This window comes from Priestia sp. JNUCC 25, assembly GCF_053667915.1.
This window is the reverse complement of record NZ_CM132211.1, coordinates 557,056-576,711: the sequence shown is the minus strand read 5'-3', so window position 1 is coordinate 576,711 and position 19,656 is coordinate 557,056. Positions and strand designations below refer to the sequence as shown.

At 39.0% G+C, this 19,656-nt stretch carries 15 protein-coding genes; 6 read left to right on the top strand and 9 right to left on the bottom strand.

From position 1 onward, the window contains the following. The first annotated feature begins 50 nt into the window (after positions 1-50). On the top strand, positions 51-2,219 hold the full coding sequence (locus tag JNUCC25_RS03075) for a peptidoglycan D,D-transpeptidase FtsI family protein (RefSeq protein WP_078081451.1): 2,169 nt from the start codon (positions 51-53) through the stop codon (positions 2,217-2,219). A gap of 53 nt (positions 2,220-2,272) precedes the next feature. On the opposite strand, the gene JNUCC25_RS03070 is transcribed toward JNUCC25_RS03075, so the two are convergent. The 5 genes from JNUCC25_RS03070 to JNUCC25_RS03050 form a co-directional block, all read right to left on the bottom strand. After that, positions 2,273-2,842, bottom strand: a complete 570-nt coding sequence (locus JNUCC25_RS03070; protein ID WP_013081690.1) for a TetR/AcrR family transcriptional regulator — start codon at positions 2,840-2,842, stop codon at positions 2,273-2,275. Between the two features lie 162 nt (positions 2,843-3,004). Then, complete coding sequence (gene hemY, locus JNUCC25_RS03065) at positions 3,005-4,426, bottom strand: protoporphyrinogen oxidase (protein ID WP_078081450.1); 1,422 nt, start codon at positions 4,424-4,426, stop codon at positions 3,005-3,007. A gap of 137 nt (positions 4,427-4,563) precedes the next feature. Continuing rightward, positions 4,564-5,496 carry a ferrochelatase gene (hemH, locus tag JNUCC25_RS03060; protein WP_029320807.1) on the bottom strand — a complete coding sequence of 311 codons (933 nt, stop codon included), beginning with the start codon at positions 5,494-5,496 and terminating at the stop codon, positions 4,564-4,566. A gap of 97 nt (positions 5,497-5,593) precedes the next feature. Then, positions 5,594-6,637 carry a uroporphyrinogen decarboxylase gene (gene hemE / locus JNUCC25_RS03055; protein WP_013055329.1) on the bottom strand — a complete coding sequence of 348 codons (1,044 nt, stop codon included), beginning with the start codon at positions 6,635-6,637 and terminating at the stop codon, positions 5,594-5,596. 196 nt (positions 6,638-6,833) lie between these two features. After that, complete coding sequence (locus JNUCC25_RS03050; RefSeq protein WP_029320805.1) at positions 6,834-8,963, bottom strand: transglycosylase domain-containing protein; 2,130 nt, start codon at positions 8,961-8,963, stop codon at positions 6,834-6,836. 185 nt (positions 8,964-9,148) lie between these two features. Here JNUCC25_RS03050 and JNUCC25_RS03045 point away from each other — a divergent pair, with 185 nt between their 5' ends. Continuing rightward, the gene (locus JNUCC25_RS03045) at positions 9,149-9,655 is read left to right on the top strand and encodes an antibiotic biosynthesis monooxygenase family protein (RefSeq protein WP_013055327.1); all 507 of its coding nucleotides are present in this window, start codon (positions 9,149-9,151) and stop codon (positions 9,653-9,655) included. Positions 9,656-9,738: 83 nt separating this feature from the next. Continuing rightward, positions 9,739-11,127 carry a hypothetical protein gene (locus JNUCC25_RS03040; RefSeq protein WP_454222748.1) on the top strand — a complete coding sequence of 463 codons (1,389 nt, stop codon included), beginning with the start codon at positions 9,739-9,741 and terminating at the stop codon, positions 11,125-11,127. 285 nt (positions 11,128-11,412) lie between these two features. Here the strand turns inward: JNUCC25_RS03040 and JNUCC25_RS03035 are convergent, their stop codons facing one another. Further along, on the bottom strand, positions 11,413-12,078 hold the full coding sequence (locus JNUCC25_RS03035) for a phosphatase PAP2 family protein (RefSeq protein ID WP_064471297.1): 666 nt from the start codon (positions 12,076-12,078) through the stop codon (positions 11,413-11,415). A gap of 224 nt (positions 12,079-12,302) precedes the next feature. Between JNUCC25_RS03035 and JNUCC25_RS03030 the strand changes: the two genes are divergently transcribed. Both JNUCC25_RS03030 and JNUCC25_RS03025 read left to right on the top strand, forming a co-directional pair. Further along, positions 12,303-13,511: a M20 family metallopeptidase gene (locus JNUCC25_RS03030; RefSeq protein WP_078081449.1), complete on the top strand. Its 1,209-nt coding sequence runs from the start codon at positions 12,303-12,305 to the stop codon at positions 13,509-13,511. 113 nt (positions 13,512-13,624) lie between these two features. After that, positions 13,625-14,344, top strand: a complete 720-nt coding sequence (locus JNUCC25_RS03025) for an EcsC family protein (protein ID WP_029320795.1) — start codon at positions 13,625-13,627, stop codon at positions 14,342-14,344. Between the two features lie 36 nt (positions 14,345-14,380). On the opposite strand, the gene JNUCC25_RS03020 is transcribed toward JNUCC25_RS03025, so the two are convergent. Both JNUCC25_RS03020 and JNUCC25_RS03015 read right to left on the bottom strand, forming a co-directional pair. Continuing rightward, on the bottom strand, positions 14,381-15,586 hold the full coding sequence (locus JNUCC25_RS03020) for an ABC transporter permease (protein WP_029320793.1): 1,206 nt from the start codon (positions 15,584-15,586) through the stop codon (positions 14,381-14,383). Continuing rightward, positions 15,579-16,322: an ABC transporter ATP-binding protein gene (locus JNUCC25_RS03015; protein WP_013055321.1), complete on the bottom strand. Its 744-nt coding sequence runs from the start codon at positions 16,320-16,322 to the stop codon at positions 15,579-15,581. The genes JNUCC25_RS03020 and JNUCC25_RS03015 overlap by 8 nt, the downstream gene beginning before the upstream one ends. A gap of 690 nt (positions 16,323-17,012) precedes the next feature. On the opposite strand from JNUCC25_RS03015, the gene JNUCC25_RS03010 reads away from it, so the two are divergent. Beyond that, positions 17,013-17,447, top strand: coding sequence for an HIT family protein (locus JNUCC25_RS03010; protein WP_064471295.1), 435 nt, complete (start codon positions 17,013-17,015; stop codon positions 17,445-17,447). A gap of 102 nt (positions 17,448-17,549) precedes the next feature. Here the strand turns inward: JNUCC25_RS03010 and JNUCC25_RS03005 are convergent, their stop codons facing one another. Further along, positions 17,550-19,430 (bottom strand): acyltransferase family protein, encoded by a 1,881-nt coding sequence (locus JNUCC25_RS03005; RefSeq protein WP_013055319.1) that lies wholly within the window; start codon positions 19,428-19,430, stop codon positions 17,550-17,552. Between the last annotated feature and the right edge of the window lie 226 nt (positions 19,431-19,656).

The window sequence follows — 19,656 nt, the reverse complement described above, 5'->3', positions numbered from 1 at the left end:
GAAAATTTATGAATTTTTTTAACTTGTATAAACAAAGTGAAGGGGTTTACATGAAAACTAAAAAGCGCAAAAAAACACATGTCTCATTTCGAATTAACTGGCTGTTTATTGTGGTTTTCCTGCTTTTTTCTGCACTCATTTTACGATTAGGCTTCGTACAGATCGTGTACGGAGAGAACTATAAACGAGAAGTTGAAAAAACAGAAGATGAAACGGTAGATTCACCGGTTCCTCGCGGGAAGATGCTAGACCGCTATGACCGCGTTATCGTGGATAATAAACCGTTGAACGCTGTCACGTACACGCGTTTGAAAGGCGTCACTCAAGAAGACAAGCTAAAAGTAGCTAAAAAGCTTGCCACTCTTATTGATGTTCCTGTTACAACAGACGTGTTTGGCAAATCGGATAAAAAGAAAGATAAAAATACGATTAAGCTAACAGAACGCGACTTAAAAGATTACTGGATTGCAACTCATCCAAAAGCAGCAGCGAAAAAAATCACTTCAGCGGATAAGCAAAAAGTAAAAGAAGGTCAACTTTCTGAAGATGATTTGTATCCTCTTCAGCTGAAGCGCATCACAAAAAACGAACTTTTATCGGTGAAAGATGATCTTGAAGTGATTGCCATTAAAAGCAAGATGGAAGGCGGCTACGCGTTAACTGCTCAAATTATTAAAAGCGGATTAACCGATAAAGAGCTTGCCGTCATTAGTGAGCAGCTGGGTGACTTACCAGGCGTCGATACAACAACTTACTGGGACCGTATGTATACATACGATGACTTACTTAGCACGCTGCTTGGTAAAATCACATCAGCAGATGAAGGATTACCGAGTGAAAACTTACAGTACTATTTATCACACGGCTACAGCCGTAACGACCGAGTAGGAAAAAGTTATTTAGAAAAGCAGTACGAAGACGTCCTTCGCGGTCAAAAAGCTCGCGTGCAAAACGTCACGGACCGCTCCGGCAACTTAGTGAGCCAAGAGACCGTTACTGAAGGTCAGCGCGGCAGTGACTTAATTTTGACAATTGATATGGAGCTGCAAAAGCAAGTCGAAGATGCTTTAACAAAAGCTGTCACTTCTGGAGACAAAGGAACACGATTAATGGATCGCGCGTTTGCTATTATGATGGACCCTCATACAGGAGACATTTTAGCGATGGGCGGAAAACAGCTTGTTACTGATAAGCAAACCGGGGCACGTAAAGTACAAGACTTCGCTCTTGGTAACATGACAACTTCTTATGAAGTAGGGTCCGCAGTTAAAGGAGCGACAGTTCTAGCAGGACTTGATTCAGGCGCTATCCAGCCTGGTACGGTTTTTTACGATGCGCCGATGAAGTTTGCTGGCGGAACAATTAAAAAATCGTCTCACCCAATTGGAGCAACAGGTATTCAAAAAGCTTTGGAACAATCATCAAACGTGTTCATGTACCGTACGGTTATGAGCATGGCTGGTGAAACATATCGACCTGGCGGAAAGCTGAATATTCCTTCATCTATTTTTAACAAACTGCGCTCATACTATAGCCAGTTTGGGCTTGGAATTTCAACTGGAATTGATCTAGAAAATGAATCGACGGGTATTCGTAACAGCGTCACAAACGAACCGGGTAAAGCGTTGGATTTTGGTATCGGACAGTATGATACGTACACACCGCTTCAGCTTGTTCAGTACATTTCAACGATTGCTAACGGTGGATATCGCATGAAACCGCACTTAGTAAAAGAAATCCGCGAGCCTGAGCTTGATAGCGAGCTAAAAGGAAGTATTCAAAGTTCTGTTGAACCGGAAGTGTTAAATCGTATTACGATGAGCCAATCAGAAATTGAAATTGTTAAGCAAGGTTTCCGTCGCGTAGTCACAAATGGAACTGGTAGAGCTCTAGGAAACGGTACAGCATATGCAAAATACAACATTGCTGGTAAATCAGGTACAGCTGAAACCTTCAACAAAGGGGTCAGCGTTCGTAACTCTACATTCGTTTCATACGCGCCTTATGATAACCCGGAAGTAGCCGTAGCCGTTGTTATCCCTTCTGCTTATGTAGCCGGAACTTCGAATTCATTAAGCAAACAAGTTACTGGTGAAGTTATTAAAGCTTACTTCGACCTTAAGAAACAAGGCGAAAAAGAAGTAGAGCAAAAAGAAGAAGATGCAAAAACAGGAAATACAGAATTAAACGGCGTAAAAAAAGATGATAATGAACAATAAAAAAAGGTCTCGTCATGAGACCTTTTTTGTTTTTTCTATGAAAAAAGCCCATCTCACTGAGACAGACCGCGTAAAAAGTATAGTTCAATTAGTTCAGCAATTTTTTCTTCTGAAAGCGGCTCATGCCGTTTTTCCCAATCATAGACGAGTGCAATGTACATTTTAAATAGTAAAAAAGCTGTGAGCTCTGGGTTGCACGGTTTGATTTCTTTTTTAGAAATCGCAATTTCGATTTTGTTTTTTATATAAGTCAAAATCTCTTCTTCTACTCGCACCAGCACTTCTTGCACTGCTGTAGTGCCTAACTGCTGTTCCTGTACCAGCTTCAGCATGAGCTGATGCTCGGTGCGGAATTCTAAGATTCGAAAAATGGCTGCTTGGGCATTTTCAAAAAAAGGACGGTTGCTATCAATGACAGTTTCAGCTGCATCTGTCATTTCTCGAATCATTCGTGTCACAATTTCATCGAATAACTCTTCTTTATTTTTAAAAAAAGTATAAATCGTTCCTTTTCCGACATTTGCAAGCTTCGCCACTTGCTCCATAGTCGTTGCTTTATATCCAAACAGCGCAAATGATTTTGACGCTGCATCAACAACTGATTGCTTTCGGTCTATAGCCACGTTATCCCCTTCTTTCTGACCAAATGAATATTTCAGTCAACAAGTACGGTTTTACTATAGCATAAGTTTCTTTTGCTTTTCAACCACAATCTCTTCTCTTAGTATAACCTGTCTCTACAGGTAGTAGACAAAAAAGCGGAGCATTGATTCACCGCTCCACTTCTACAGTTGCTGCACATATTTAACCGCTTTTTTAGCCACATCTTCTCCTTGCTCTACACATTCCGGTATACCCAGACCTTCGTATGAGCTTCCCGCTACATAAAGACCGGAAAGCTCTTTTTCAAGCTGTTCGTTCATCGTATCTAGCATATCGTGATGTCCGACCGTATACTGAGGCATTGACTGCTTCCATCTCGTTACCGCGTAGAATTCGGGCTCAGCAGAAATGGTAATGAGCTTCTTCAAATCCTCCAGGACAATTTTGAAAATTTCATCGTCAGGCTGATCCACCACAGCTTCATCCCCGGTTCGTCCAACTAAACATCTCAGCAGCACTTTTCCTTCCGGAACCGCATGCGGCCACTTTTTATTTAGCCATGTGCACGCCGTAATCGTGTAATCGCTATTTCTTGAAACGGCGATGTTCATTGCATCTAGATTGTCTTGCAGCGCTTCTTGTGCAAAGGCTATCACAACAGTAGCTACTGAAGTGGAAGGCATATGCTTCAACGGTTCGAATATTTTATATTCCGAAAGCATAGACTGAGCAGCTGCATGAGGAGAAGTTACAATAACGCTGTCTGCTTTTATGACTTTCCCGCTATTTAACGATAATTCATATGTGGTATCTTCTTTATAAATTTTCTCTACTTTTATTCCTTTTATAATAATATCAGGATCTATTGCTTTTTCTACCCCATCTACTAGCGATTGAAGACCTTCTTTTAATGTTAAAAAGACACTATTTTTTTTAAACTCCGAATCATCACCGTGCTGTGGGTGAATTTCTTTTAGCTTTTTCATTCCAACAATTAAGCTTCTGTACTTATGTTCAGCATGCAGAAACTGTGGAAATGTTGATCGTAAACTCAAGCGATCAACGTCTCCTGCGTAAATTCCTGATAATAGAGGCTCAATTAAATTTTCAACAACTTCATCACCAAACCGTCTTCTAAAAAACACGCCTAGCGAACGGTCATCCTGATTTTTTGTCTTCGGTATAAAAAAATCAGCAGCTGCGCGCAGCTTGCCAACAGGTGAAAATAACCCTGTTGTGATAAAAGGAGATAACTTGGTTGGTATCCCCATTACAGCACCATCAGGCAGCGCATGCGGTGTATCTTTTACCAGAATATAGGATTTTCCCTTTTCATTTCCGACTAGCTCCCTACCTAACCCTACTTCTTTTGCCAGTTTTGTAGCAGCTAGCTTACGCGCTAAAAATGAATCAGGACCTTTTTCAAATAAATACCCGTCTCGTTTGACCGTTTGAATTTTTCCACCAAGCCGATGCGTTGCTTCTATTAGTTGAAGATCAATTGGCAGCTGATGATCCTTTATTTTTTTTTGCAAATAATAGGCAGCTGAAAGACCTGTTATTCCTCCACCGATGATGACAACCTTTTTTCGTCTATCCGTCATGTTATCATCGCCTTTTCTGTAAAATTCAATATAAAGAGAAGCGATTATGGAAATCCATAGCTCGCTTCTTACTTTTCTCTATACTGATTATAAGTTACTTTTCATCCCTGTTCAACGTACAAAGAATCTATATTGACTTAACGAGTAATTCGCTTTAACACAACTGTAGCTAACCCATCGATAAATTCAGGCTGTGCATTGGGCATTTCAGGGCGGTAATAATCAGCCCCAATTTCATCTGTCACCACTTTGCATTCATAGTCATTGTCATAAAGTACTTCTAAGTGATCTGCAATAAATCCAACCGGAGTATAAACGAATGATGTATAGCCTTTTTCTTCGTGCAATTCTCTTGTTAAATCTTGTACGTCCGGACCAATCCATGGCTCAGGCGTATTTCCAGCACTTTGCCAGCCAATTTCGTAATGTTCAATACCAGCTGCTTGTGCAATTAAATCCGCTGTTTCTTGAAGCTGATTTGGATATGGATCTCCTGCTGCAATAATTTTTTCCGGCAAGCTATGCGCAGAAACAATCAACACGGCTTTTTGGCGTTTCTCTTTGTCTATTAAATCAAACGTTTGTTTAACACGTGTAGCCCAGTACTGAATGAACTTTGGCTCACTGTACCAGCTTTCTACTGAATGAATGATTGGTCCTCCTAATTTTTCAGCCGTTTCTTTGGCGCGCCCATTATAGGATTTTACGCTAAACGTTGAAAAATGAGGTGCAAGCACAATGCTGACCGCTTCTTTAATTCCGTCTTTATGCATGGCTTCTACTGCATCTTCAACAAACGGTTCAATATGTTTTAAGCCAAGATACGCTTTAAATTCAATTTCATCCTGCACTTCATTCAAGCGCTTTTCCAGACTTTCCATTTGCTGTTGCGTAATTTTTGCAAGAGGTGAAATGCCCCCGATTGCTTCGTAGCGGTTTTGTAAATCTTCTAAGGCTTCCGGTGAAGGTTTACGTCCGCGGCGGATATGTGTATAGTAACGTTCAATATCTTCTTCTTTATATGGCGTTCCATATGCCATTACAAGTAATCCCATTACTTTTTTACTCATGTGTTCGACACCTCTTTGTTAGATTCAATACTTGTCTTCATTTTGCCATGAATAAAAAGAAAAATTCAAAGTTTAGCGCTCCAAATTATTTGACAATTTATTGTCTATTCGCAGAATATTCATGAATAAAGGTTGTTAAACGCTTCAACGTTTCCGGCTGAACCTGTGGAAAAACGCCGTGCCCCAAGTTAAAGATGTAACCAGGACTGGCCATCCCTTTATCTAATATTTCTGTTACACGTTCTTCAATAACTTCCCATGGAGCTAACAAAATAGCAGGATCTAAGTTTCCTTGCAGTGTTTTTGTTAAGCCTAATGCACGTGCTTCATCCAGCTGTGTTCTCCAATCTAATCCCACTACATCCAGCGGCAGATCATGCCATTCTTTTGCCAAATGACTTGCCCCTACTCCAAACATAATGAGCGGTACATTTTTTTCACGTAAAGAGGTGAAAATTCGCTCCATAACAGGTTTTATAAAGTAACGATAATCCGCTACATTTAAAGCACCTACCCATGAATCAAAGATTTGAATGGCTTTTGCCCCAGCGTCAATTTGCGCTTTTACATATGTAATCGTCATATCTGCTAACTTATCCATTAGTGCAAACCATGCTTTAGGTTCCGTATACATAAATGCTTTTGTTTTATTGTAATTTTTTGAAGGTCCTCCTTCAATCATATAGCTTGCCACTGTAAAAGGAGCACCCGCAAAGCCAATTAGAGGTACGTTTAACTGTTCTGTTGTTAACAGCTTAATGGTATCTAATACATACGGAACATCTTCTTCCGGCGTAATTTCTCCTAGTTTTTCTACATCGCTTAAAGATTGAATTGGATTAGAAATGACGGGACCAATTCCTGACTTGATTTCAACATCCACTCCAATTGAAGGAAGCGGTGACATTATATCTTTATATAAAATAGCTGCATCCACTCCGTACTGTTCAACGGGCAGGCGTGTTACGTATGCCCCAAGCTCCGGCTGATGAGTAATTTCAAATAAAGAGTACTTCTCTTTTAGCTTTCGGTATTCCGGCTGTGAACGCCCTGCTTGGCGCATATACCAAACCGGAACATGATCCGTTTTTTCCCCTCTACAGGCTTTTAAAAAAGTATCGTTAAACGTTCCTTGACTCATAATTTCCACCTTTCTCGATTGTCTTCCATCCGTATTTTCTTCGATTAGACAGACAATAATCAGCAAAGGAACATACCGGTTCCTCTACTGATTAAAGTTTCACGTTATATTCTCTACTTGTCACTATACCCATTTCTTTACGACTTGTATAGCCACCTGCTAAAAATGTCAAAAATTCGCCCTACTCTTCCTTTTTTTATTGAAAAAGAGCAGGTGTTACTTCGTTGGATTTTTTTCCTTTTTGTTTTGTTTGGGAATTGTAAGGAACTACATAATAAGTAGGACTGTCGAGCAGATTCACACGCTCTTTTTCAAACGCTCCTTTTCCCTTCACTTTACCAATTACTTCGGCTTTATCTCCTTTTTTCTCATAAACATAATAAACAGCTCTTTTATCAGGTGAAGGTGTCCACGATAAATTTACCGTTAGCAAACCAAATGGATGAAATGTTAATTCTTGTTTTAAGTCTTTAACTTGCTCTAAGCGTATTGGTTTTGGCAAATCTTTAACGCCTGCTGGCTTTTGAAATGCAGCTTCGTCGTAACCAGCTCTTGTGAGAATGTCTTTAAATAATAGAGTCGGATAAGAACTTCCTTTTGTTAAATAATGCTGGTCATTTGTAGAATCATATCCCATCCACACGCTTCCTACAACATCTGGCGTGTATCCAACGAACCAAGCATCCCTTGTGGCTCCTTTAACATTCGTATACGAAGTAGACCCTGTTTTTCCTGCTAACTCTCCTTTAAACTCTCCTTTTTTTGCCGTTCCTTCTTTAACAACTCCTTGAAGCATTTTTGTCATATACCAAGCCGTTTGTTTTGAAAATGCTTTGTGAGTGTCGGGAACAGCTTTTGCAATTACTTTTCCGTCTTGATCTTTTATTTCTTGAATAAAGTACGGTTGGATGTTTTCTCCGTTTTCAGCAAATGCCCGGTACGCTCCTGCTAATTGAAGCGGTGTAATTCCTTCCTTTAATCCTCCAAGAGCAATCGCAAGCCCTTTATCTTCTAAAGGAATTCCTAGCTTTGTGAGGTACTGCTTACTTGTTTCAACTCCTAGCTGATTCAATGTCCAGACAGCAGCTGCGTTTTTAGAATCTTTTAGGGCATCGTACATCGTTACCTTTTTAGCATATTGGCCGTCTACATTTTTAGGTGTGTATCCCCCGTAGCTTGTAAGCTTGTCTTGCAGCAAAGAATAAGGCTTGAATTGACCTTCTTCTAACGCAGGGCCATATACTGCAATAGGTTTCATCGTAGAACCTGGCTGTCTTTTGACATTTAGGCGATTGAGCGATTTTTGTACATAATCTCGTCCTCCCATAACAGATAAAACTCCTCCGCTTTTGTTATCGACTAATACAAAAGCACCTTGGGCACTGTTATCTGTACCTGGAAAATAACGATTTTCTTTCATCAGCTCGTAGGCGGCTTCTTGTACTTTTGTACTCATCGGTACTTTGACCGTATAACCGCCGCGCAGAAGCTCATTGCTCGAAATGCTGTATTTCTTCTCTGCTTCTTGAATAACCATATCGATATAGGTTAAATATGCTGGGTTTTTAGCCTGTTCCTTTACGTTCAACCCCAGCGTTCTTCCTTGCAAACGGACATTTTTTTCAGCTGATAAATAACCTGCTTTTTGCATGGCATTTAACACAACATTTCTACGTTCTATACTTTTTTCTGGATGTAAAATAGGAGAATAAGAATTCGGTGCTTTTGGCAGTGCAGCAAGCAGTGCACCTTCTTCTACCGTTAATTCGGAGACATCTTTATTGAAGTAAAGCTTGGATGCAGCTTGGATTCCATAGGCTCCGTGTCCAAAGTATATTTGGTTCAAATACATTTCAAGCAGTTTTTGCTTACTGTAACGCTGCTCCAAGTTAATGGCCACCACTACTTCTTTTGTTTTTCTAAGCAGCGTTTTATCATTAGATAAAAACACATTTTTAGCCAGCTGCTGTGTTAAAGTACTTCCTCCTTCAACACTTCCTCCAGCCAATATATCTCGGTATAATGCTCGGCCAATAGATTTAAAATCGATTCCGTGGTGTTCATAAAAACGAACGTCTTCAATTGAAATAAATGCTTGTTGCACATGCTTTGGAATCTTATCAATTGAAACCAAGTCCCGATTTTTCACATAGAGCTTTGTTAATTCGTCTCCATTTTCGTCCACTAACCTCGTAGCCGAGTCCATGACGATTTTTTTCTCATCAATTACATAGTTTCCAAGAAACAAGATGATAATATATCCAATCAATCCTAATAGAAAAATTCCAACTAAGGCAGCAATTGCGTATAAGCCTTTTTTGTACATCGTGCCACCCCTTTTCTTTCGCTAAACTTTTGATAATATGGAAAACAACTTCATCAATGTTTTACTTTACCATCTTCATTAGAAGTTCACAATTTTTGAATTTTTGTGTGTAAAATTTTATAATTTTAGTATGATTTACAATTGTAAATTGTATGCAATTCCCAATTAGAAAGGAAGTATAATCCATGAAGATCTTTATTACTTACGGAACAGGCCCTTACCTTCAGAAGTTGATCGACGAACATCCGAGTGAACGCTTGTTACTGCTTCACAAAGATGACGATCAATTTGCACTAGTCCACGAAACAGATGGAGATACAATTTTTAAAGAAGGACATGCTTATGAAGTATTAGATGCTTCTGGAGATCTTGCAGATAGCGGATTTGCTGTACTAAATAATATTTCAGTTACAGATGAAGGCCGTCCTTTGTTTGAACAGCGATTTAGCCAACGAGCTCGTTTAATTGAAAATGAAGCAGGCTTCTCAGCTATTCGTGTGCTTCGTCCACTGCAAAATGACACATACATTATCTTTACAGGATGGAAAGATGAAAGTTCATTTAGCGATTGGCAGTCTTCAAAAGCCTATAATGAAGCACACAAAAAACGCGGTACGTCAGAAGGCGTGGATCAGCAGCCGTCAATTTTCTCTCGCCCTTCTTATGTGACCTCATACCACGTAGTTAAATAAGTAAACACCCTCCTAGTAGGCGAGTATCACAATAGGCACAAACGTCATATTGTATACTACATCACCTATTGGGAGGAATTTTTATGGGCATAGAGCTTGGAGCTCTTCATTGGATGTATGTCCTTTTTATCGCCTTCATTATCGGCTTTATGATTATGCGGCGAGATACGAGTATCCTTTGTATACTCGGGATTTTTTTGCTTTCCTTAACAGCTACCTCTTCGTTAAGCCACTCCGTCAGCGCTGTTTTTTCCAGCTTCATTTATGCCATTACAGAACTGCTTCCTACCATTTTAATTATTTCAATTATTGTATCTATGAGTAAAGTCTTAATGGCTACAGGAATAAATGAATCGATGATTTCACCTTTTGCTCGCCTCATTAAAACACCTGCTCTTGCCTATTGGGTTATTGGATTAGTTATGATGACCATCTCCTATTTTTTCTGGCCTTCTCCAGCCGTTGCTTTACTTGGAGCCGTGCTTTTACCAGTGGCCATCCGCGTAGGGCTTCCAGCTATAGGCGTAGCTGTAGCGATGAATTTATTCGGCCACGGCGTTGCGCTTTCAGGAGACTTTGTTATTCAAGCTGCTCCTAAGATAACAGCTGACGCAGCAGGTCTTCCAGTTCACGAGGTGGTTCAAGCAAGTGTCCCTCTGGTCATTGTGATGGGAGTTGTTACGACACTCTCTGCTTTTTACTTTTTAAAACAAGATATGAAGCACAATAGAATTCACGTTCAACCGACAATGTTAACAAACAGTTCTTCTGTCCAATCCACACCTCTTTCTTCTTCAGTACGCCGGGCTTTAGCCATTATAGTTCCCCTTGTCTTTGCTATAGACGTATGGGCAATGTTCGCCCTTCATTTACAGGGAGGAGATGCGACTGCTCTCGTTGGCGGCACAGCCCTGTTTATTTTAGTGGTGGTTTCACTTATTGCTCACAAAGGAAAAGGTCTCGAACAAACAACTTCCTACTTGATTGAAGGCTTGCAGTTTGGTTTTAAAGTATTCGGTCCCGTTATTCCCATTGCAGCTTTTTTCTATTTAGGAGATGCTGGATTCACAACAATCATTGGTGACTTTCTTCCGAAAGGATCACATGGACTTGTAAATGACCTAGGCGTTGCGCTTGCTTCCACTGCGCCGTTAACCGCACAGGTTGCTACTGTAACGATAACTGCTCTAGGAGCTATTACCGGATTAGACGGTTCAGGCTTTTCAGGCATTTCACTTGTAGGCTCTGTCTCTCATTTATTTGCATCTGCTTTAGGATCGGGCGCTGCCACCCTAACTGCTTTAGGGCAAATTGCTGCGATTTGGGTTGGGGGAGGCACGTTGATTCCATGGGCATTGATTCCAGCAGCTGCAATTTGCGGAGTCAGTCCGTTTGAACTCGCCAGACGTAATTTAAAACCTGTAGCGATTGGATTGGTCGTTACAACAATTGTCGCGATGTTCTTAGTTTAAACAAAAGGGGCTGGGACATAACGAAATGAATTCCATCCAAAGACGAACAAGCTGGATATATAATCTGGACAGCTTGCTCGACCGCAGTTGATTTCCGTTCAAGGCTTCGCTTTCCGCGAGAGTCTTCGCCTTGCCCTCCAATCAACTGCTAGAAGCAACGAAACAGATAAAATCTATGTTCACTGTAACAAAAAGAAACGAACCACTAATCGAACAGTTTGATTAGTGGTTCGTTTTTCACTTCGGCTATACTACTTTTTTCCAGACTCCATATGTATATATTTTTTACATGCCTTTTGGAAACTCTTTTTCCACTGAAGGCCTTACATACGCATAAACAAGCGTATAGAAGAAAATGCCTACAATAAGCCACATAATCCCTAAGCTGTAGCCAGCTAAGACATCTGTTAAAAAATGTTCTCTTAATAGAATACGGCTCACACCTATTAATAAAACGATTAAAGTAATTGCAAGCTGATACCGCTTGGCTACCTTTTGACTGTTCATATGCTTTGTGAGAAAAAAGATAATCAGACCGTAGATAAGAATTCCCATCATCGCATGGCCGCTTGGAAAACTGTAGCCTTCGATGCCTTGAAGAGGACGTCCTCGTTCTACCGCATCTTTAACTGCTTTATTAATAATATCACCGCTTAAAATAAGTAAGAATGCTGATATCATACCGATATAGTCCTTTTTGAAAAATAAAAAAACGAGAAGTACAGCTAAAAGAACCATAATCATCACTTTTGAAGCTAAAAAAGACAAGCCATGAAAAACAGATGACGATGACTGAAGAATAGTGCTGTCATCTATAGCTGAAACAAGCCAGTGGTCCCCTTGAAAAGAATCTGTCGACACAACAAACAACACTCCTAAAAAAACAAGACCTGCAACCCCAAACATCCACATCAATTTTTTGTACAGGGATACAGTTTGTGAATCTACCATATCGTTACCTCCTATTATCTCATGAGAAAATTGGTAAAAAACTCATTCTTTATCCCTATTCCTCACCTTATGTATCTATTATGTATATAAAATATTTCATGATTCAATTACTTTTTTCAATAATAACGCTTACATTCTTTTCTTTTTAATAGATAATGATATAATGATTAAAATGTCAAAAAATTCAAAACTTTATTCAACTTATACAGAAAGGATATGGTCACGTGAATTCCAAGCTACATACTTTACTTGAAGAAAAATTTGATGAAATGGTTCAAATCCGCCGATATCTGCATCAGTATCCAGAACCGTCTTTTAAAGAATTTCAAACCGCTGCCTACATTCGATCTTTTTATGACAAAATCGGTATTTCTTACCAAGCAAATGTAGGAGGAAATGGTATTGTAGCAAGCATTCAAGGAGGAAAAGCTGGTCCTACTGTAGCTTTGAGAGCCGACTTTGATGCCCTTCCTATTCAAGATGAAAAAGATGTACCATATCAATCAACTGTTCCGGGTGTGATGCATGCGTGTGGTCACGATGGTCATACGGCTACTCTTTTAGTCCTTGCTAAAGCGCTTTTTGAAATAAGAGATTCTCTCCATGGTAAAATCGTCTTCATTCATCAGCACGCCGAAGAGTATGCTCCCGGAGGCGCCAAGTCCATGATTGAAGACGGATGCTTAGACGGTGTAGACGCGATATTTGGAACACATTTATGGTCGTTAACTCCGACTGGTGTGATTCAATATCGAACGGGCCCTATTATGGCTGCTGCTGATCGCTTTGAGATTACGATCAAAGGAGCAGGCGGACACGGTGCACAGCCCCATAAAACAAAAGATTCAATCGTCATCGCCTCTCAGCTTGTTGTTAATTTACAGCAAATTGTAAGTAGACGTGTAAACCCAATTGATTCAGCGGTTGTGAGCATAGGTTCTTTTGTAGCGGAAAATGCATTTAATATTATTGCTGATTCTGCTCGACTAATTGGAACGGTAAGAACATTTAATGAAGATGTGCGAAATGATGTCGAAAAAGAAATCGAACGAATTGTCCAAGGTACATGCTTAACAGCTGATGCTTCTTATGAACTGAGTTATACTCGCGGCTATCCTTCCGTCGTCAACCATCCGGAAGAAACGGCCTTTCTTGCTTCTGCTGCTTCTCAAATCGATGAAGTTCATACAGTCGAAGAAACGGAGCCTCACATGACTGGGGAAGATTTCTCTTATTATTTGCAGCATATTAAAGGAACGTTCTTTTTTACAGGAGCTCAGCCAGAAGGTGTAGATGTTCCGTATCCTCATCATCATCCTAAATTTGATTTTAACGAAAAAGCAATGCTTATCGCAGCTAAAACGCTTGGTACGGCTGCTGTTGAGTATTTAAGAGAACAAGCTCCTTCTAAAAACGTAATAAAAGCGAATTAATCATTCAGCAAGCATTCGTACGGATAAGTAGACGAGTGCTTGTTGTTTTATTTTAGGAACCTTTTTCTCACTTAAAACGTAGTATTTATATCGACTGAAATGAGGTGATTTTTTTGAATACGTATGAAGAAAAAGTGTTACAAGAAGCTGAACATTGGAAATTCAGCATGTTGAAACGACCTTCTAAATTTCAACGGTCCGCAAAATCTTTACAACTTAAAATAAATGAAAAAATCCCTGCTAAAGTCCATAAGATTATGACTGAAAGCATAAAAAAAATGGTGGAAACCACGCTTGTTGGGTCCGATTTCACTACTAAAAAAAGAGATGTCAGCGGTCTTTCGTTTGAAGAAAAAGAGAAAAGAATTTTGGAGCTCATACCTAAGTACAAAAAAACTGCTGCTGTAGAAGGAGCTGGTACTGGTGCAGGCGGTATCCTTTTAGGTGCAGCAGATTTCCCGCTTCTTCTTTCCATAAAAATGAAGTGCTTATTTGACATTGCCGCTACGTATGGTTTTGATGTAAAAGAAAAAGAAGAACGCATTTATATGCTGTATATTTTTCATCTTGCCTTTTGCAGCGACGACCATAGAACGAAGCTGCTCGAAGTAGTAGAAAACTGGGAAGAAAAAAAAGAGGAACTTCTTGAGCTTGATTGGAAAGCTTTTCAACAAGAATACCGCGATTACATTGATGTTGTAAAAATGTTTCAGCTTATGCCGGGAATTGGAGCTGTTATAGGTGCATATGCTAATTATCAGCTTCTTGACCATCTCACAAAAGTAGCAATGAACGTCTATCGCTTCCGTATATTATCTTCGTCTCCAAAGTAGTCTAAAAACGTAAAAAAGCTCCATTCGGAGCTTTTTTTACGTTAATTTTTTATTTACATATGCATTTACAAATAAGTGAATAAATATAACACCTGCTGCCACGGAAAGCAGTGCAGCAACTATATTAGAAAAAGCCACCGCTATGGCGAGCACAAGAATTTGTACATACAGCGCTTTTTTCCATACGTCCAAAAATGCCTTTTTCCGTTCTTTAGCTTCAACCGGATAAAGAGAAAGCCATAAAATCTGTTTGTGCTGCTTCCAAAGCGGGAGTAATTGAAAACCCGTCATGTATACAACAAATAAAACAACCACTATATTGCCGTATTGAAACGGAGCTGCTACAATTAAAAATCCGCCAATGACAGTTAAGCGAACGAGCAAACTTAAATAATCTCCTGATCGCAAAAATGTTCTGGTGTACAAGTAATGGTAAGTGGCACTTTGACGAAATGGAATACGTGCTAATAGCCAATCTAAATATCTACGGCGTTTGATTCGCTCTTTCACCTGAGGAACGTCCGTAAATAAATTAGCTAATCGATAAAAATAGCCCATGCGCTTTTCTTCTAAGTCAATTAGCTTTTCCCATTTGATCGGCTTTCTTTTTGTAAGGGAGCGATAATAAATGGCTAGCGCAATCATAATCACCGCTACGACTCCTGTAAACAATACGTATGCATGCGAAAATAAGAAGTACGTAAAAACTGCGTTCAAGAAAAACCTGACGATATAATCTGTCCACTTCGCCCACTTTTCTTCAAACCATACAGCCCACCAAGACATGCCTAAGTTTACAACTTTCAAGATGAGTAATAGCAGAAAAAACACAAAAACGTTTGAGTAAGAATCATGCATTACCTTTACATGAAGAGGTGCTGCTGCACCAGTTGCAAATAATAAAATATAAAGCTGAATCGTAAAGGTAAACCAAAAAGATTTTTTAAAATAAGGCTGCAGCTTCGTCTCCAAAGGAAGTAAAAAGACTAAATCAGGTCGTTTTAAAAACGTTTGAATTTGACCCATGGTTAAAATCAATCCCATAAGTATCGCAATCACTACAGCCGAAGGAAACGCAGGTGTTAATGTACTCAACCACTGTTGATAATAGTAGGCCAAACCGCCAATCGCAAAAATTAACACTAATTTAATGTGGTCATTTAAGATATATTTTGTATATCTTCTTACATCCACTAAATACTGCTGAAACCGTTGCTTCCATAATGCATCAATCTTACTCATAGCCTTCTTCCTTTGTTAATTCAATATAAATTTCATCAAGAGTAGCATTGCGCATCTGAAATTCTTCTTGAAGGTCTTTAAGCGTTCCTTGCGCTCTTACTTCTCCGTTATGTAAAATAACAAATTTATCGCAGTAGCGTTCCGCGGTCGCCAAAATGTGTGTGGACATTAAAATGCCTGCACCTTGCTTTTTCATATCCGTCATCAAATCAAGTAAAGACTGAATACCAAGCGGATCTAAACCTAAAAAAGGTTCATCAATAATATAAAGAGACGGCTGAACCAAAAAAGCGCACATTATCATAACCTTCTGCTTCATTCCTTTTGAAAAATGCGCAGGGAACCATTTTAACTTCCGGTCTAAACGAAATTCTTTTAAAAGCGGCTGCAGACGGGCTTCATATGTTTGAGGCTCAAGTCCATAAGCCATAGCTGTCATATCTAAATGTTCTTTTAATGTTAATTCATCGTATAGCACAGGAGTTTCTGGAATAAACGTAAACTGACTTCGATAACCTGTTGGGTCTTGTTGAAAGGTTTTATTATTAATGGATACACTTCCTTTTTTTGCTTCCATTAATCCAATGATATGTTTAATCGTTGTACTTTTGCCGGCCCCGTTTAACCCGATTAACCCGACTAATTCACCTGCATTTACATCAAACGATACATCTTTTAAGACGGGAGTTTTTGTATATCCCCCTGTAATATTGTTAATTTGCAATAAAGAACCCATCACGATCTCCTTTTATTTGTTCTTTTTTGTCTTCAAGCGCAAGCGCTATTTGCTCTATTGTACCAAATCTTTTTCTTCCTCACATTGTTTTCAATTTTTTTCGGTTAATTTTTCCAGAATATAATCGAAATATCAGGACATTCTATATAGGGAAGAAGGAAAACAAGTTATTGATTACAACTAATCATTACAAAGCTTCTTACATTTGGGATGAGGTGTCTACAGCAGGCATATTTCAGAAAACCTTATTGTAAATCGATGTATGTTTGATTCATAAGGGGATGGTAGTCATGAACGTAGTAAGAATATATATAATGGGTAGACAATAATGTTCATTTATTACTGTGTAAATGAGGTGTTTGTCAAAGACCAAGAACGATTTCGTTCACATTGTATATTTTTTAGCTCAATGCTTAAATGAGGTGTTTGTTAAAGAGAATATACTTTTTCAAGTTACTGTTTCATTAGGCAATGCAATTACGTAAATGAGGTGTTCCTTAAAGATCATATGCTGCATTAAAGGCTATTTTTTCCTTCTTCACATGACGGGATGCATAATCGTTTGCATCCCGTTTTTGTGTATAAAATGCCAGTAGCTATTTCTTGCCTGCTGATTGCATTTCTACTTTGTGGTAAAATAAACGTACATGTATACCCATACATTTATATTGGTAACGGAAGGTGAACATAATGAGCACACATGATGAAAACTGTATTTTTTGCAAAATTATTCGCGGTGAAATCCCAGGTGCAAGAGTATTTGAAAATGAACATGTATTAGCTTTTTTAGACATTAGTCAAGTAACAAAAGGTCATACGCTGGTGATTCCAAAAGTACATAAAAAAGACATTCACGAACTAACGCCGGAAATTGCGCGCAATTTGTTTGAAGTGGTTCCTCAAATCGCAAATGCAATTAAAGAAACATACAGCCCAATCGGCTTAAACATCTTAAATAATAATGGTGAAAAAGCTGGTCAATCCGTGTTTCATTATCATATGCACATTATTCCTCGCTATGGGGAAGGGGATGGATTCGGTGCTGTATGGAAAGAGCATACAAGCGAATACACGCCTGAAAAACTTCAAGAAATCGCTGGCAATATTTCTTCTCGCCTTTCTTGAAACAAAAAAAGCTTACACATGTAAGCTTTTTTTGTTTTATCTATTCATTTGACACATGTTTAATCAGTTTGTGATATAAAACATCGTACGGCTTTTCACTTATTATGAACGACTTTCCGCCTTAACTTCTAAATTCATACGTTCTTCAATCAATTTTGTTAATGCTCTTGATCCTTCAGGTACCAAGTGGACACCATCTGATGTAAAGTATTCAGGGTGCTTAGAAGCCTCTGAGTACCAATCTACGAGCGTGACGTGACCAAACTTTTCAGAGGCAGCTTTCAAGTTCTTGTTCACCGTGCTTTCCCACGAACGAGGAACGCGCGTATTCACTAAGTAAACGTCCGCGTGTGAAAAAGCTTTTACCAGTTGTTCAAGTTCTTCATTTGTAAAATAGCCGTTTGTTCCTAACTCAATAATCACTGCGCTGTTCGGATTATTAAATGCTTGATAGCTAGGAGTTAGCTGCAGTGCTTCATTGAGCTGCCTTCCTACTTTTCCGTCAATCGTAATACTAAGCGGCATCTCTTTAAGATTTGGAGCAATATCCAGCATGACCGAGTCTCCAATCGCAAGAACATCTCTGTAAGAATTCGGCTGCTGTTTTTCTTTGGCATCAGATTTTTCTTCCGCGTTCTCTGCTTTTTTATCATCCGCTTTGTTCTTGTCTTTGACAGAAGTTGAAGCATTTTCTTTATGATTCGTTTGAATTTTAACCTCTGTCTCTTTTGCTGTCGTTTCATCCTTTTGCTGCGTACTAATAGCAAAGCTTGTCATATCCGCTGTAAACAGCGCCAAAAAGAAAATGAGACTGCCCAAAACCGCTTGTCTCGAACGAGAGAGATTACGCCATTTAAAAAGCTCTCTCGGATGGTAGTGCCGGAAATAATAGCGAAAGCCGCGTGTGCGGATAGGCACTTCGATGTAACGGTAAGAAAGTTCAGCAATGATAAATGTAAGGCCTACTTGTAACAGCGCATGCCAATAGACCGGGCGGCCAATCTCGGATACAGGTGTTGTAAGAACAATAACCGGATAATGCCACAAATAGATACCGTATGATCTAGTACCAAGCCAGCGAAGCGGTTTAAACGACAGAGCTTTTCCTAAAAAACTACTAGGATGACTAATCGTTGCAACCAGTACAGCAGCGTTTAAACAAATCAGCAGCATTCCACCTTGATAAAGAAAAGATGCATGAGTATACTCATCAACGCTCCATACGCAGAGAATAAATATAAAGAAACTCACTATACTTACCGCGTTTAATACTTGCTTGCCTACGGCTGGAAGATTTTTTGATGACAAACGATACATCGGCCAGACAAATGCAAGTAAACAGCCGATTAAAAGGGCAAACAGCCGAGTATCGGTTCCATAATAAATGCGGCTAGGATCTCCTCCTGGCTCATATAAAAAAGACATTAGAATAGCTGAGGCCATTACTCCAGCTAAAATGAATAGAGAAAGAATTCCTCTCTTTTTGATAAATTTTAAACCCAACAATAAAACAAGTGGCCACACAATATAAAACTGCTCTTCAATAGCAAGTGACCATAAGTTCTTTAATGGTGACGGTGACCCAAAACTATCAAAATATGAAACTTTATGAAAAATAAACCACCAGTTACTCATATAAAAAATAGACGATAATGCATCGCCTCGTAGCGTTGTTAACAATGGCCGGTTGAATAAAATAACCCAAGCTGCAGTTAATACTACCATCACATACACAGCCGGAAGAAGTCTTCTCGTTCGGCTGATCCAAAAATGCTTCAAATTTTTCAAAGGATTTTCCCAAGATTGCACCAGTAAAATCGAGGTAATTAAATACCCTGATAATACAAAGAAAACGTCAACTCCTAGAAATCCTCCAGATGCCCATCCAAATCCTAAGTGATATGCAATGACAGACATAACAGCGAAAGCTCGAAGTCCATCCAAACTATATATATACCTATTTTTCTTTTCCTTTGCACTCATAAAAATGCCTCCAAGCAATATGTACAACAAATTTCTTTCCCAATCAATATTAATAATATTACGTAATTGTTACATTTTTGTTACAAAAATCATTATATACAATATTATTACTTTCTTCAATATATCACTTACTTAAAATCAAAGAATAAGCAAAAAGAAACAAATTCATTATCTATCTTATTCATAAATTACTAATTTAGTAGTAGTCATATCGATTCTATCTGCG